10 protein-coding genes and 3 pseudogenes are annotated in these 15,913 nt (G+C 69.1%); 2 read left to right on the forward strand and 11 right to left on the reverse strand.

The features are described from left to right. Nucleotides 1-46: 46 nt before the first annotated feature. Nucleotides 47-1,861: an APC family permease gene (locus ACZ4N5_RS20065; RefSeq protein WP_467758402.1), complete on the forward strand. Its 1,815-nt coding sequence runs from the start codon at nucleotides 47-49 to the stop codon at nucleotides 1,859-1,861. A gap of 28 nt (nucleotides 1,862-1,889) precedes the next feature. Here ACZ4N5_RS20065 and kdpA read toward each other — a convergent pair whose 3' ends face one another. The 9 genes and pseudogenes from kdpA to ACZ4N5_RS20110 form a co-directional block, all read right to left on the reverse strand. After that, on the reverse strand, nucleotides 1,890-3,539 hold the full coding sequence (gene kdpA / locus ACZ4N5_RS20070; protein ID WP_467758403.1) for a potassium-transporting ATPase subunit KdpA: 1,650 nt from the start codon (nucleotides 3,537-3,539) through the stop codon (nucleotides 1,890-1,892). A 2-nt stretch (nucleotides 3,540-3,541) separates the two neighbouring features. Beyond that, nucleotides 3,542-4,429, reverse strand: coding sequence for a potassium-transporting ATPase subunit C (locus ACZ4N5_RS20075; RefSeq protein ID WP_467758404.1), 888 nt, complete (start codon nucleotides 4,427-4,429; stop codon nucleotides 3,542-3,544). A gap of 2 nt (nucleotides 4,430-4,431) precedes the next feature. Further along, complete coding sequence (gene kdpB, locus ACZ4N5_RS20080; RefSeq protein WP_467758405.1) at nucleotides 4,432-6,600, reverse strand: potassium-transporting ATPase subunit KdpB; 2,169 nt, start codon at nucleotides 6,598-6,600, stop codon at nucleotides 4,432-4,434. Next, on the reverse strand, nucleotides 6,600-6,689 hold the full coding sequence (kdpF, locus tag ACZ4N5_RS20085) for a K(+)-transporting ATPase subunit F (RefSeq protein WP_467758406.1): 90 nt from the start codon (nucleotides 6,687-6,689) through the stop codon (nucleotides 6,600-6,602). Before kdpF ends, kdpB begins: the two co-directional genes overlap by 1 nt. A gap of 140 nt (nucleotides 6,690-6,829) precedes the next feature. Beyond that, nucleotides 6,830-8,260 (reverse strand): diaminopimelate decarboxylase, encoded by a 1,431-nt coding sequence (lysA, locus tag ACZ4N5_RS20090; RefSeq protein ID WP_467758407.1) that lies wholly within the window; start codon nucleotides 8,258-8,260, stop codon nucleotides 6,830-6,832. A gap of 9 nt (nucleotides 8,261-8,269) precedes the next feature. Then, nucleotides 8,270-8,686, reverse strand: coding sequence for an SAV_915 family protein (locus tag ACZ4N5_RS20095; RefSeq protein ID WP_467758408.1), 417 nt, complete (start codon nucleotides 8,684-8,686; stop codon nucleotides 8,270-8,272). A gap of 441 nt (nucleotides 8,687-9,127) precedes the next feature. Continuing rightward, nucleotides 9,128-9,572, reverse strand: a pseudogene (locus ACZ4N5_RS20100) (FtsK/SpoIIIE domain-containing protein); the annotation flags it as partial. A gap of 84 nt (nucleotides 9,573-9,656) precedes the next feature. Further along, nucleotides 9,657-10,683 (reverse strand): annotated as a pseudogene (locus ACZ4N5_RS20105) (cytochrome c oxidase assembly protein). Nucleotides 10,684-10,879: 196 nt separating this feature from the next. Continuing rightward, nucleotides 10,880-11,005 (reverse strand): annotated as a pseudogene (locus ACZ4N5_RS20110) (DUF475 domain-containing protein); the annotation flags it as partial. 77 nt (nucleotides 11,006-11,082) lie between these two features. Between ACZ4N5_RS20110 and ACZ4N5_RS20115 the strand changes: the two are divergent. Continuing rightward, entirely contained in the window at nucleotides 11,083-12,180 is a 1,098-nt protein-coding gene (locus ACZ4N5_RS20115) for a magnesium and cobalt transport protein CorA (RefSeq protein WP_467758409.1), read from the forward strand. A gap of 1,185 nt (nucleotides 12,181-13,365) precedes the next feature. On the opposite strand, the gene ACZ4N5_RS20120 is transcribed toward ACZ4N5_RS20115, so the two are convergent. Together ACZ4N5_RS20120 and ACZ4N5_RS20125 are read right to left on the reverse strand one after the other, a co-directional pair. Next, a complete protein-coding gene (locus ACZ4N5_RS20120) occupies nucleotides 13,366-13,803 on the reverse strand; it encodes a hypothetical protein (RefSeq protein ID WP_467758410.1) in 438 nt (145 codons plus the stop codon). A 264-nt stretch (nucleotides 13,804-14,067) separates the two neighbouring features. Then, complete coding sequence (locus ACZ4N5_RS20125; RefSeq protein WP_467758411.1) at nucleotides 14,068-15,381, reverse strand: cation:proton antiporter domain-containing protein; 1,314 nt, start codon at nucleotides 15,379-15,381, stop codon at nucleotides 14,068-14,070. Between the last annotated feature and the right edge of the window lie 532 nt (nucleotides 15,382-15,913).

Genomic DNA, 15,913 nt, shown 5'->3' on the forward strand with positions numbered 1-15,913 from the left:
CCTCGAACAGCCCTGATCCCCCGCACCCTGCACCGCGAGGTCCCTGATGGCGTACGGTCTGGCCCGCCGCGAACTGCGGCCGAAAGTTCCGTTGCTGCCCGGGGAAGGCGAACGGCACCACCTCACCAGTCTTGAAGGGCTCGCCGCCCTGTCCCTGGACGCGCTGAGCTCGGTGGCGTACGGGCCCGAGGCGATCGTGCTCGTCCTGATCGCCGCCGGGACCGGGGCGCTGTCCGCCACACTGCCGGTGACCTTGGTCATCGCCGCGCTATTGGCGGTGCTCGTCGTGTCCTACGGGCAGGTGATCGCCGTTCACCCCGACGGCGGTGGCGCCTACGCGGTGGCCAAGAAGGATCTCGGCCCCAGGACGAGTTACCTCGCGGCGGCCAGTCTCGTCGTCGACTACGTGCTCACCGTGACCGTCAGCCTGGCGGCCGGAGCGGCCAGTCTCGCGTCTGCCTTCCCCTCGCTCGGCTCGCATCTGCTTGAGCTCTGCCTGGCCGGGCTCGCTCTGCTCACGGTCGTGAACCTGCGCGGCGTGGCCGAGAGTGCCCGGGTACTGATGCTGCCCACGGTGCTGTTCATCGTGAGCATCCTCGGCATCGTCGTGCTCGGGCTGCTGCGCCCCCACCCGGCGGCCGTCGTCGGGACGTACCAACCCGTCCACGCCACCGAGGCGTTGGGCGTACTGCTGCTCCTGAAGGCGTTCTCCTCCGGCTGCTCCGCGCTCACCGGGGTGGAGGCCATCGCCAACGGGGTACCCGCCTTCCGCGCGCCGCGCGTCAAGCGGGCGCAGCGCACCGAGCTGATGCTGGGCGCGCTGCTCGGGCTGATGTTGATCGGGCTGGCGGTGCTGATCCGCCGTGACCATGTGGCTCCGCGCGGCGGCGTGACCGTACTCGCGCAGCTCACGGCGGGCTCGTACGGGACGGGCTGGCCGTACTACGCGACCAATCTCATCGTCACCGTGGCCCTCGCGTTCGCCGCGAACACCAGCTTCGGCGGACTGCCCGTCCTGATGAGCCTGCTGGCCAAGGACCACCGGCTGCCGCATCTCTTCGGGCTGCGCAAGGAACGCCCCGTCTATCGCTGGGGAGTCGCGGCCCTCGCCCTGCTCGCGGCGCTGCTGCTGATCGCCGTGAACGCGGACACGCACCGGATGATCCCGCTGTTCGCGATCGGGGTGTTCATCGGCTTCACGATCAGTCAGATCGGGCTCGTACGGCACTGGAGGCGCGAGCGGCACCCCGGCTGGCTGCGGCGCGCGGTGCTGAACGGGATCGGCGCGGTACTGACGGCCGTGGCGGGCATCGTTCTGCTGGCCACCAAGTTCCTGGAGGGGGCGTGGGTGGTGGTGGTCGCCATTCCGTTGCTGATGCTGCTGTTCTCCCGCGTCCAGCGGTACTACACGGAGGTCGGCCGGGAACTCGGGCTCGGCGAGGTTCCGCCACCGGTGCGTCTCACCGACTCCCTCGTCATCGTGCCGGTCGGCGAGGTCAGCAAGCTCACCCAGCTCGCGCTGACAGCCGCCCGCGCGCTCGGTCGCGACGTCGTCGCGGTCGCCGTGCACGGTGATCCGGCCAAGGCCCGTGCCCTGGAGGAGAGTTGGGCCCGTTGGAATCCTGGCGTACGACTGGACGTCATCGACAGCCCGCAACGCTCCCTCGTAGAACCGATCGTCGACTACGTCCGGCGGGCGGAGAAGGAAGGACGTCAGATCGCCGTCCTCATCCCCGAGGTCGAGCCGCGCCACCGCCGCTACCAGATCCTCCAGAATCAGCGTGGCCTGCTGTTGGCGGCCGCGCTGCGGGCCCGTACCGATGTCGTCGTGTGCGTGGTGCCGTACCGGCTGAGCCTGTGACGGGTCGGGAGCTCAGCCGTTACGGGGTTCAGAGGAGTCCGTCGGCGATGGTGCCGAGGGATAGTGCCGGCAGGAAGTTGAGGAGCGTCAGGACGACGGCCGCGCCTGTGGCGAGGACGACGAAGTTGACGCCCTGGGCGCGCAGCGTGCCGGCCGTGACGACGCCCGGCTGCTGCCTGGCGAGCCGTCCGGCCAGGGCCAGCACGGCGACCATCGGGAGATACCGCCCTGCCGGCATCGCGACCACCATCAAGAGATTGTGGAAGTCGGTGGCGCCGTTGAAGCCCGCCATCGCGCTGCCGTTGCTGTTGGTGTTGCTGGTGTAGGCGTAGATCAGCTCCGTCAGGCCGTGCGCCCCCGGGTTGCCCATCGAGGTCTGCCCGTCGTCGAAGGCGAGCGCGATGCCCGTGCACGCCAGGATGACGGTGGGCGGGATCAGCGCGTACACCACGACCCAGCGCATCTCCCCGAACCCGATCCGCTTGCGCAGGTACTCGGGAGTGCGGCCGACCATCAGACCACCGATGAAGACGGCCACCAGGACCACCATGATCAGGCCGTACAGTCCGCTGCCGGTGCCGCCGGGCGCGATCTCGCCGAGCATCATCGCGGACAGCAGCACCCCGCCGCCGAGGCTGGAGAAGCTGTCGTACGAGGAGTTGGCCGCGCCGTCGGCCGAGCCCGTGGCTCCCACGCCGAACAGTGTCGAGCCGGGGATGCCGAAGCGGGTCTCCGTGCCCTCGTACTGGCCGCCGACCGCCTGGGTGACCGTGCCGGTGTGCGCGGACTGGGCCAGCGTTCCGGCGGCGAGGAGCAGGCCGAAGAGGATGCCGACGACCGTCAGCAGGGTCCAGCTCTGCTTCAGACTGCCGATCATCCGGCCGAACATGCGGATACAGGCCGTCGGGATCAGCAGCATCAGCACGATCTCGAAGGCGTTGGTCCAGGCGCTCGGGTTCTCGAAGGGGTGGGCGCTGTTGGCGTTGAAGACGCCGCCGCCATCACCGGTGAACAACTTGACCGGCTCCCAGGATCCGACCGGTCCGTCGAGGATCGTCTGCTTGGCGCCCGCGACCGTGGTCACGGTGTGTCCACCGCCGAGGCTCTGGATGACCCCGCCCGCCATCAGGATCAGACCGCCGACGACCGCCATCGGGAGCAGGACGCGGACGATCGTGCGGAGGAGGTCGACCCAGAAGTTGCCGAGGTCGTCGGTGCCGCGCCGGACGAGGCCCCGTACGAGGGCGAGTGCCACGCAGATGCCGACCGCCGCCGACGCGAACGCCTGGACGCCCAGGCCCGCCATGACGGCTAGGTGTCTGGTGGTCGACTCACCGGCGTAGTTCTGCCAGCTGGTGTTGGTCGTGAAGGAGACGGCGGTGTGCAGCGCGAGCCGCCACGGCATGCCCTCGTGGCCCGTCGACCACGGCAGCTTTCCCTGGAGGGTGAAGAGGGCGAAGAGCGCCGCGACGCTCATGACGGAGAAGGCGAGCAGGGCGGTGAGGTAGTGCCGCCAGGTCTGCTCCTTGTCCGGGTCGATACCGCACACGCGGTAGAGGGTCTTCTCCCCGCGCCAGTGCCTCCCGCCGTCGAGCGCGCGGGCCATGTAGTCGCCGAGCGGGACGTGCAGTCCCACGACCACGGCGAGAACGATCGATGCCTGGATCCAGGCCGCCATGATCAGGCTCCCTGCTTCGGAGACGACGCGGAGGTCGCGGTCGTCGGGTACCTACGGTCGAGCGCGAGGTTCAGCTCGACGACATTGACGCCCGGCTCGCCGAGCACACCGAGCGCACGCCCGGTGGTGTACTTCGAGATCAGCTCGCGTACGTCGGCCGTGCTCGCGCCGCGCTCACGTGCGACGCGCGGCGCCTGGAGATTCGCGTACGCCGGGCTGATGTCCGGGTCGAGGCCGCTGCCGCCGGCGGTCACCGCGTCGGCGGGGACGACGGGGTGCGCCGGGGCGTCGCCGCGCACGGGGACGGTCACGGCACGGCTGTAGTCCGCCCCGGGCTTCGCGCACGTGACACGAACACCCTTGTACGTGGAGAGGAACGGCTTCGCGGGGCAGGCCTGGTCGAGGCTGACGGCCTGGGTGACCTGGCCGCTCGTACCGCCGTCGTGGAAGACGCCGAGGACGGCTCCCACGCCGTCCGGTGTGCAGAACGGGCGGGAGCCGTCGACGCCTTCGAGCTCACCGACCGCCTTACTGCGCCCGCACACCAGGGTGAGCAGGCTCGGCTTGTCCCTTGTGTCGACGACGGACTCGGGGCCCTGGTTTCCGGCTCCGGACGCCGTGGCGTCGTAACCCGTACCGGCGTTGGACGGCCGGGACTGGAAGTACTGCTTCAGCGGGTTGCCCTTGGAGTCCGTGAAGGACTGGCCGATCAGGGAGGAGCCGGCATCCTTGCCGTTGGCGGCGGTGACCTCGGACTTGCCGTCCAGGATCGGGACTTGGGCGATGGCGGCCATGGCCAGCGGATAGGCCAGGCCGGTCAGGAGCGTCAGCACGAGGACCACCCGGAGCGCCTCGAGGTGCTGGGCGAGCCAGTGTGGGATGCGTGTCATGGTCAGATCCCCGGGATGAATCGGACGAGGGCGAAGTCGATGAACTTGATGGCGAGGAAGGGCGCGACGACGCCGCCGAGCCCGTAGAGCCACAGGTTGCGGGTGAGCAGGGCGGAGGCGGAGGAGGGCCGGTAGCGAACACCGCGCAGGGCCAGCGGGATCAGCGCCAGGATGACCACCGCGTTGAACACGACCGCGGAGAGGATCGCGGACAGCGGCGAGTGCAGGTCCATGATGTTGAGCCGGTCGAGCCCCGGGTACACGGCGGCGAACATCGCGGGCAGGATCGCGAAGTACTTGGCGATGTCGTTGGCGATCGAGAACGTCGTCAACGCGCCTCGGGTGATAAGCAGTTGCTTGCCGATCTCGACGATCTCGATGATCTTCGTGGGATCGGAGTCGAGGTCGACCATGTTGCCGGCCTCCTTGGCGGCCGACGTGCCCGTGTTCATCGCGACGCCGACGTCCGCCTGGGCGAGGGCCGGGGCGTCGTTCGTCCCGTCGCCGGTCATCGCGATGAGGTGACCGCCCGCCTGTTCCCGTTTGATCAGCTCCAGCTTGTCCTCGGGAGTCGCCTCCGCGAGGAAGTCGTCGACGCCCGCCTCCTTGGCGATCGCCTTCGCGGTCACCGGGTTGTCGCCGGTGATCATCACCGTGCGGATGCCCATGCGGCGCAGCTCGTCGAAGCGTTCGCGCAGGCCGGGCTTCACGACGTCCTTGAGGTGGACGACACCGAGGACTTCGGCCCTGCCGTCGCTCGTGGACTGCGCCACGGCCAGCGGTGTACCGCCGGACGCGGAGACCTGCTGGACGGTCGCCTCCAGCGCGAGCGGAACCTCGCCGCCCTGATCGCGCACCCACGCGGCGACCGATGCCGCCGCGCCCTTGCGCAGCCGCTGCCCTCCGGGAAGGTCGACTCCCGACATGCGGGTGGCGGCGGTGAACGGCACCCACTCGGCGCCGTTCGCGACCCGCTCGGTCAACTCATGCTTCTCGTAGGCGAATTCGACGATGGAACGGCCCTCGGGCGTCTCGTCGGCCAGGCTGGAAAGGAGCGCGGCCCGCGCCAGCCGCTCCATGGGGACCGCTCCGACCGGGAGGAACGCGCTCGCCCGCCGGTTGCCGAAGGTGATCGTGCCCGTCTTGTCGAGCAGCAGGGTGTTGACGTCACCGGCGGCCTCGACTGCCCTGCCGGACAGGGCCAGGACGTTCCGCTGCACCAGTCGGTCCATGCCCGCGATGCCGATCGCGGACAGCAGCGCGCCGATCGTCGTCGGGATGAGACAGACCAGCAGTGAGACCAGCACGATGGCGGTGACGCCGTTCGCGTTGAGCGCCGCGGTGTCGTGCGCGGCGGCCATCGCCTCTTTGGAGAAGATCGCCATCGGCTGCAGGGTCACGACCGCGACCAGGAAGACGAAGGTCAGCATGACCAACAGCAGGTTCAGCGCCAGCTCGTTGGGGGTCTTCTTCCGGTTGGCGCCCTCGACCAGGGCGATCATCCGGTCCAGGAAACTCTCCCCGGGCTCCTGGGTGATGCGCACGACGAGATGGTCGGAGAGCACCCGGGTGCCGCCGGTGACCGCGCTGCGATCGCCGCCCGACTCACGGATCACCGGCGCGGACTCACCGGTGATCGCCGACTCGTCGACGCTCGCAGCGCCCTCGATGACATCGCCGTCACCGGGGATCAGTTCCCCGGCCGTCACGGACGCGATGTCGCCGCGCCGGAGATCGGAGGCGGCGACGGCCTCTTCGACGTACGAGTCGCCCGCGGCGCCGGGCTCCCAGCCCGCGAGCCGCCACGCGGTGGTCTGCTGCCGGGTCCTGCGCAGCGACTCGGCCTGCGCCTTGCCGCGGCTCTCCGCCACGGCCTCGGCGAGGTTGGCGAAGACCACCGTCAGCCACAGCCAGCCGGTGATCAGCCAGCCGAAGAGACTGGGGTGGACCACCGCGATGCCCGTGGTCAGCGCGGCACCGACCTCGGTCACGAACATGACCGGATTCCGGAACAGGGCCACCGGATTCAGCTTGGTGAACGCCTGCGGAAGCGCGCGCCACAACTGCGTCGGATCGAGCATTCCGGCGCCGACCCGGCGCGGCGGCCGCTCGGTTCCGGGGGGAGGGGAGTCCGGCACGGGCGCGGGCAGGGTCTGGGCGGGAGCGGACATCAGAACTTCTCCGGCTTGATCAGGGCAAGGATCAGGTAGGCGAGCAGGGTGACGGCCACGATCAGGCCGACGGTGTTTTCGAGGGTCATCGAGACCTCGTCCTCATGGGTAAGCAGGCAGCATGGGGGATTTTCGTGATCTTTCGGGCATGCGTGGCACAGGTCTCCGTCGTGCGTCCTCGGCCGGGCGGAAGCCTCGGTGCGGCGGAGGATCGGGGCGGGACCAGGGATTACAGCCCGACGTCGCGGCGGTTCATGTCGTCCAGCGACTCACGCCGTACGAGCACACGCGCGATGCCGTCGGAGACCGCGACCACCGGGGGGCGACCGACGAGGTTGTAACCGGACGCCATCGAGAGGTGGTAGGCGCCGGCCGCGGGCACGGCGAGGAGGTCACCGGGGCGCACATCGCCGGGGAGGGCGACCTCGTCCGCAAGGACGTCACCCGCCTCGCAGTGCCGGCCCACGACGGTGACGAGGCGGGGCAGGGCGCAGGACGCGCGCCCGATGAGCCGGGGCGCGTACCGCACGCCGTACAGCGCGGGCCTCGGGTTGTCGCTCATGCCCCCGTCGACGGCGACGAAGGTGTGCTCGCCGGTGCGCTTGACGGCGAGGACCCGGTAGACGGCGACTCCGGCGGGGCCGACGATCGCTCGCCCGGGTTCGAGGGTGAGCCGGGGCACGGGCAGTCCGGCGCGGGCGCAGCCGGCCTCGAGTTCGGCGCGGACCCGGCCGGCCAGGACGGAGATGTTGAGGTGCTCCTCGCCGGGGCGGTAGGCGATGGCGTGGCCGCCGCCGATGTTCAGCTGGGGGAGGGCTATGCCGTGCTGGCCGTGGATGCGGGCCATCAGTCCGACCATGCGGCGCACGGCGGCGACGTAGGGCTTCACGGTGGCGACCTGTGAGCCGAGGTGGCAGTGCAGGCCGACGAGTTCGAGGTGCGGCTGGTCGAGTATCCGGGTGACGGCGTGCTGCGCGGAGCCGTCCGTGATCGACAGCCCGAACTTCTGGTCGTCGGTGCCGGTGCGCACCTTGGCGTGTCCGCCGGCCACGATGCCGGGCACCACACGCACCATGACCGGCTGGCGGCCTCCAGTGGGAGTGATCGCGGCCAGCCGGGCGATCTCCGAGGTGCTGTCCACGACGATGCGTCCGACACCGAGCCGGAGGGCTGTACCGAGGTCCTCGGGGCTCTTGGCGTTGCCGTGCAGCACGATCTTCTCCGGCGGGAAGCCGGTGGTGACGGCGAGTGCGAGTTCCCCGGCGGAGCAGACGTCCAGACCGAGGCCCTCTTCCTGGACCCAGTGGACCATGGCCCGGCAGAGGAACGCCTTGGCCGCGTAGACGATGTCGGCGTCGGGGAACGCCGTGCGGTAGGCGCGACAGCGCTCCCGGACCTCCTGCTCGTCGAGGACGTAGACCGGGGTGCCGAAGCGGTCGGCGGCCTCGGCCAGGGAGACACCGCCCACGGAGACGTCCCCGTGAGGTTCGGGGCGGGCTGAACGGGGCCAGACGGAGAGGCCGTCGGCGTCTCGCGCGTCGGCGTGGGGTCCTTCGCCGGAGCGGCCGGCTCCGCGTGCCCGCCGTTGCTGAACGGACTGTTTCCCGGAGGGCGGTTCCTGAACGGCCGGTTCCTGAACGGGGAGTTCCTGGATGGACATGACGTCTCCTCAGCCGATCAGCGGGTTCAGACCCGCGACGGCGGTCGCGGTTCCGGTCACCCGCAGGGCGACGGCGTGCTGGGGATGCCAGCGGTGCCAGGAGTTCTCGCGCTCGCGGACCGTGGCCGCGGTGCGGTCGGTCGTGGGGGCGGAGAACTGTGGGTCGACGGTGAGGGCGGTGACGCCCAGGGGTGCGGCGAGGGCGCGCAGCGCTGGTTCGGAGAGCCGGATGGAGGTCTGGTCCGGGCCGAGTGTGGCGGTCAGCCTCGCGACCGAGGTGAAGCCGACGGCCGTACGGCCGCCCAGCGGAGTGCGGAACAACCGGGCCGTACAGCCCGCTGGCCCCGACCGGACGGGGACGAAGAGAAGTCCGGCCGGGAACGGTTCAGAGGGCTCGGGGTCCTCGGAGTACTCGACTGGAGACATGGTGTTGCTCCTCGCGGAAGGCGACGTGCGCCGCCCGGTCGGGTCGGCCGGGCGCTGCGACGAAGCTTTGCCCGCCTCACCGGGGCCGGGCCCCCTCACTGACGGATGCTTGACGGCAAGCCCCCCACCCATGACGCGACGCTGACGGAGGCGGAGATGCCTGGTCAGCGCAGTGGCGGAGTCTTCGGGGCGCAATCGCGGGGGCGCGTCCCTTGTCAGCCCGAGCGATGACGAGGAGGACGGAGCGGGTGGTTGGTCGCGCGCTGTCGTTCATGGGTTCGCACCTTCGGTGGTCAGGTGGTGGCTCGGTGGGTCAGCGGATGGTTCCGGTGCCGCGGCGGACGCGGCCGCGGTGAAGTCGTCCGGTCCAGTTCCTGCGGGCTCCGTCGCCCTTACAGATGGGGCATCCCACGCGGGGCATGGGCATGGTCTTGCTCCTTCTGGCCGGACCGGCGGATCACTCGTCGTCGCGGTCAGCAGCACCAGACCGCGCTCGGGCGAGGTGACCCGCACGGCGTGGACCTTCCAGGCGTGCACCAAGGCGTCCGCCGCCTTCATGCAGGTCGCCGGGGTCTGGCCCGCATGCAGCCGAACGCTTGCCGTCAGCCCCATGTGGTTGGCCCGCGGGAAGGAGAGCCGGGGTATGACCGGCCGCACCGGATCGCCCTTGACGACCAGGTCTCCGAGCAGCCCGCGGGGCGGACGCCGGGAGACGGTGAGGTCGTTGAGCAAATGCGCTGCGCCAGGTGATCACCACCCGGCACGCAGCGGCCGGGTATCCGGCGAGGTACCAGTGCCAGGCCGGACGGTGCCGGCGCAGCGGGTCACCGACGACGAGGACCCAAGCCAGTAGGGCGAGCCCGAAGGCGAGTGCGACCGGCCCCATCACCCACCGCCGCCCGTCTGCTGGTACGTGAGGTGATCAGCTGCCGTTCGAGCTCGGCGGGTGCGAGGTAGACGAGTGTGGTGGTCACTTCCCTCTGTGCTGGCGCCGGATGCTCGCGGCCACCTCGTTCTGTTCGGTCTCCCACCAGGGGCGTACCCGTTGGGGAGACGGTGCCTGGCCATGCTCCGAGGCGGCGGAGGAGGAGACAGCGGCGGCAAGGGCGAGTTCCGTGTCGAGACGGTGGTCCAGTGCCGCCGTCTGGACCCGGTCCGCGCGTGCCCACTGGAACAGGAGCGCCAGGAGGAAGGGTAGGGCGACCAGCTCGGCGATGCTGAGCATCGCGCCACCGCCGAACTGCTGGTCGGCCTGTACGTCCGGTGACCAGGTCGGCGCGTGGTGCAGATACCAGGCGCCCGCGATCAGCGTGCTGTGCGTCATGACGACGACACCTGGGACCGCGTCGACGACGCCGTCCAGGAACACCAGCCCCGCCCGCACCGGATGCGTGCACCAGGAGGGCAGCGCCTCCTCGTGGCTCAGCACCGGTACGACGAACAGGCAACCGGCCACGAGCAGGTGCAGATACATGAGCTCGTGCAACCAGCCAACGTGCAGGGCCGTTTCGAAGTAGGGCGTGAAATACACCGTGAGCTCGGTCGCGAGCACCAGGGCCGTACTGACCAGAGGGAACGTCAGCACCCGCACAGGGCGGCCGGTCATGACCCGGCGAACCCGCCCGGCGGCGCTCTCCGGCAGTGCCTCGACGGCGAGCCGTAGCGGGTCGCCGAGGGCCAGGCCGAGGGGTGCGACGAGGTCGAGGAGGATGTTCTGCACGGCGGCAGGCCAGAACAGCACGTGGTCGTACACGGCCAGGGCGGACATCGTGGCCACCACCCACCCCCAGGCCGAACAGCGCGAACGCGGCGACACGGGCGGGCGGCCAGGGTGCGCCCCGCCGACGCAGCCGCACGACGCCCCAGCCGTAGAGTGCGCCCAGGGCGACGACCAGCAGCAGCGCGGGGACGTCCAGCTGCCATGTGGAGAGCAGACGTCCTGTGGTCAGCTCCGGGAGCTGGTCAGCCGCCAGTTGGGTCACCGCGTGACCATCCATGCAGATCGTCCTCCTTCGGCTCGGCGCGGAAGAGCCGACTCGGGTCCACAGCGGGACGCTAGTCCCCAGCGGCTCGAAACCGGGCCCTGGGGCACCGCGCGCCGGGGTGAAAACAAGGGCTCAGGCAAGACCGAACCAGCCCAGGATCGTCCATCCATGACCGGCGCTTGACCTCGCAGCTACGGGACCGTGACCGTCTCGCCTCCCCCCTCTCGGTGGCGGCGAGGGCGCGGTTGCGGCGGACGGAGGACCGGAAGGACGAGGCGATCAGGACGACGCCGACGAGTCCGATGATGACCTCGTCGATCTCGTACCGGACGGTGTCCCACGACGCCTGAACCCGGTCTTACCGTCTCCTGGCACACTGTCCGGACCCGGACCGGCGAAAGAGAGTTCCGTATGTCGATGGTCGGCAACCTGCGCAAAGTCACCAGCCTGACCCGGCGCGAGCACCGGCGCGTGGACCTCAGCCACCCGGCTCGCTCCCCGCTCGGCTCTTCCGTCGTCAACTGCGTCCTCTACCGCGACGGCATCCGGCAGCCCGGCACGGAAACCGTCGAGGAAGCCGTCCGGCATATACGCAAGCACGGCCACGACTTCGTGTGGCTGGGCCTGCACGAGCCCACCGAGGCGGAGTTCGCCCGCGTCGCCGAGTTGTTCGACCTGCACCCGCTCGCCGTCGAGGACGCCGTCCAGGCCCACCAGCGGCCCAAGTTGGAGCAGTACCGTGACGTCCTGTTCGCCGTCTTCAAGACCGTCACCTACATCGAGCACGAGCAGCTGACCGCCACCAGCGAGGTCGTGAACACCGGCGAGATCATGGTCTTCACCGGCCCGGACTTCGTCGTCACCGTCCGCCACGGCAGGCACGGATCGCTCGGCCCCCTGCGCGAGGACCTGGAAGCCGAACCAGAACAGCTGGCCAAGGGCCCCTCGGCCGTGCTCCATGCCATCGCCGACCATGTCGTCGACGACTACGTCACCGTCACTGACGCCGTCCATCAAGACATCGACGTGGTCGAGACCGAGGTCTTCTCCCCGAAGGGGCACCAGACCGCGGACGCCGGCCGCATCTACCAGCTGAAGCGCGAACTCCTCGAACTGAAGCGCGCCGTGGTCCCCCTCAGTCGCCCCCTGGAGACGCTCTCCACCGAACCCCTGCGTTCCGTCGACCCCGGCATACGGGCCTACTTCCGCGACGTCGCCGACCACCAGGCGCGGGTCACCGACCAGATCACCGGCTTCGACGCACTGATCGACTCCATCCTCCAGGCCCACCTCGCTCAGGTCGCCGTCGCCCAGAACGACGACGCCCGCAAGATCACCTCCTGGGCGGCGATCATCGCCGTACCCACCATGGTCACCGGCATGTACGGCATGAACTTCGACCACATGCCGGAGCTCCACTGGCGCTTCGGCTACCCCCTCGCCATCGGCATCATCGCCATCGCCTGCTTCCTGCTGCACCGCGGCTTCAAGCGCAACGGCTGGCTGTGAGACCAAGGGCCCGCTGTCGGCCCAATTGACCTGGGACAGCCCCGGAACGCCCAGAGGGCGCATCCAGGGCAATGAGCCTGGGAATCGGTGGACCGGTGAGAACTACCGAGAGACGTTCTTCCTGGTCAGCACGCACATCACCAAGAAACCCCAGGTCAGCGCCCTCCCGTTCCCATTCCTTGCTCTTTTTCATCCGCGTGGCCCTACGGACTCACGGTTTCTTAGCCCGAGCGTCCTGGTCTACAGACCAGGCCGACGGCGCCTAGCGGGACCACACGGCGGTGCACGGGCCCGGACCGGCTCAGACAGACCGCTGGCCAACCATCTGGCGCGTCTTGGCCGACGACCGTCTGCCGCTGCGCGGCGTTGGTCGGCGGCTTTGCGCTGATCTTCTCCCATTGGGCGACCCTGCCCCCGGGGAAGGGTCAAGTGGGACGACGGCCAGGTGATCACCATCGGGCAGCTGGCCAGGTACGTCGGAGTGTCGGTCAAGACCATCCGCGTGTAGGTGCGGAGATCAGTCAGCGCTCGCAGCGAGCCACAGGGCAAACGTTGCCTGATGTGGCGCGGGTGAGGCCCCTACCGTCCTTGCCTGACGCCGGTGCAGATTCCCGAGTTCGTGTTCAGTGAGACGGGACAGCCGACAGTTGCCAGGTGACCGAGGACACGCCCCACCGGCGACGGAACCCGAGCACAGCGTCGGCACGCCCGCGAGGCGGTCCAACCGGCTTCCGGCCTTGCCCAGTCGACAGGGCCTCCACGAGTCGTAGCTTGTACCAATGTGCCAACTAAATCGCCTACTTCGAGGTGGCGTTGATTGATTCTTGTTGGCATAACCGCAGGTCAGTATCACGCCCAAGTGCCAACTAGCAGGCTTGGTCACACGCAATTGTGACGAGGCCTTTTAGTTGGCACAAAAGCGGGATAGTTGGCACCGTGCCGAGGGCGCGGGTTCGCGTCGTAGCAATGGACTTCGCCGTCGGGAAGTTCGGTGCAGATGTTGGCGACTTCCCATGACGAGGAGAGGTCGATCTTCTGTCCCCGGTAGTCGGCGATCACCGGCTTCACCGGTTCCGTCGGCCCTTCTTCGACCGGGGCCGGGGTTGTGCGCCAACGGCCCGGTGCCGAGGCGGAGGTCACCTGCAGAGACGGTGCAGAGGAGGGCGGAAGCAAGGGATTTGGATATCAAGCATTGTTCTCCAATGTGGTGTCGTAGTGGTGCAATATGGCCCCGTCGGGGCCGTAAACAGTGAGGACGTAGCCCTGCTGGAGGTTGACGCCTGTTCCGGTCAGGAAAGACGTCAACGTCTTGTCGAATTTGTCGAATTCGCTTCCGTAGCCGGACTTCTTACGGGTCCACACGGTGAGGGTCGGCGCACCGGCCCGGTTCTTCACGTACTTGAGGCCGTACACGTCCCGATATCCGCCGGCGCTTCGGTAGCGTGCCGCCAGGTCGCTGTCGCTCCTGGCCAAAGACGCGCCGACCGTCGGCCGGCCGCTCGCAGAGGCTGAATCGCTCTTCGGTGAGGTCTCTGTGCTGCATCCCGAGAGCAGGACGGCGGCAATCAGCAGGAACGCGGGCAGGGTTCTCTTCCCGGTCTCCGCATGCGACGGGTCAGCCATGGACAAGAGGTGAGCCTTGGAGGTCCTTGGTAATGGCCGCCTTGCCGTCGCCCTCGATGTCGGAGGACAGGATGGGCACTGCGCTGGTCGAACCGGCAGCCGTGCAACGGCCGCGGTAGGTGAAGCGTGCGGCTCAGGCTGCCGGAGTCGGGCTCGCCTCGGTGGTCGTCTCCACACTCGCAACGGGGCTGGTCCATCGAGTTGCGTTGGTCGCTGGACGCGGACAGCTGAGACACGGCTTGGGGACGCCCGGGCCACCTGCCTTCACGTCCCGGGCCGGTCCAGAGAGCCGATCCCGCCACGTTCCGGGGACGCAGGTACCGGTGCCTCCTCGCGCAGGCCGCGGGTGCCGGCTGCCGCCTTCTCGTACCAGCGGCCGTAACGATCCGCGAAGGCCACGGCCGAGACGCCGTGCAGGAGGACACTGAGGCCGACGGTGACGGCGACCACGTTGCCCAGCAGTTCCATTCCGTGGACATGTTCCTCCACCACGAGCAGCGCCAGCACGACGGACGCGAGACCGCGTGGCCCGAACCAGCCGATGTACGTCACCGTGGGCGGCCGGAGCCCGCTCGCTACGAGCGAGAGGGCCACCGGCAGCATCCTGACCACGGTGAGGCTCAGCACGGCGTACAGGACGATCCGCCAGCTCAGGTGCTCAAGCGCAGGACCGAGGAGCACTGCTCCGAAGACGAGAAGACTGAGCGACGCCAGGAGTCCTCCGAGGTCTTCGGCGAACTCGGCTGTGCGGTCCGGGTGTTCTTCCTCGCGACCGGTCCGGTATCGGCGCAGGGCGAATCCGAAGGCGAACCCGGCGACCCAGGCCGCGATGAAGCCGCTGCCGTCGGTCACGACGCCGAGTTCGTACGCCGCCGCGGCGACGGCCAGCACATACACCTGCCGCCACTCCCGTGTGACCCACCCCCGGGCCCGGGACCACTGCAGCAGACGACCGCCCAGCCCACCGACCAGAAGACCCAGCGCGGTACTCAGCACCAGTGCGCGCCAGAAGACACCCCCAGCCCCCTCTTCCGCATAGTGCGTGCCCGGGATGGCGGTCAGGAACAGGACGAAGAACGGCAGTACCATGCCGTCGTTCAGGCCGCTTTCCACATTCAGTCCATGCCGCACGAGCGCCGGAACCCTGGGATTGGAGATCGCGGTCTTTCCGAGGGCGGCGTCCGTGGGGGCGAGGATCGCGCCGACGAGTGCGAACTCCCACACCGTCAGCCCCGGCAGCAAGGGCCAGGCAAGCAGCCAGCCCGCCCCGATACTCAGAGGCAACCCGATGCCCAGCAGACGGCCCGGCAGAAAGCCCCCGGCCGCGAGGTCCCGTCTGCGCACGGTCATGGCATCGGTGAAGAGCACGAGAGTCAGAGTGGTTTCGAGAAGCACGGTGATCAGTGAGGTGTCGTGCTTCAGGTCGACCATGTCCAGCACGGCCGGTCCGATGAGGATCCCGGCGCCGACGAACACGATCGCCGACGACAGCGGCGTCGGGGACAGCCGACGTGAAGCCAGTGCGTACACGGCGGTGACGCCCGCCACCGCCACAACGGTCCAGCCACCACTGCTCATGTCGGGCCCTTCGGATCCAATCGCCTGACTCTTTCGGCGGATTGTCGACTTCTGCGGCGCAGCGGCAGAACCACTTCTCGCGCGGAACGCGCCGGTCGCCTCCTTCTACAGCTCGGCGAAGGGCAGCCCGCCGACCTCGACCAGGACACGCCGGACTGCAGGCCCTTCTGTCCTGGCGACAGCACCTCACTCGCCCGAACGGCCCCTCCGCCTCAAACGGCGCAGGGTGGACAACGAGCTGCGAAAGTGTGGCTCAAGGGGAAACGAGGTCTTCATCGCCGGCTTTCCAGCCAGGGCATCATGGGTATCGCGGCGGCCCGCGTCCCGGCGGCGACAAGCGAACGGCCGGCTCATGGCCTCCCCGCCTCGGCATCGGCGGATACGGGATGCGGTCGGATCGACCTGGTGGACCATTCGCTCAAATGGCCGAGAGTGCCGTCCGAAGATACGCTGAAGTGAATTGGGGAATATGCCCATTTCATCCAGCGCGGCAGGGGATGGGGAACGATCCGCTACGGCGGCGACCCGGTCG

The sequence above is a fragment of the Streptomyces sp. NPDC026500 genome, from assembly GCF_055567635.1.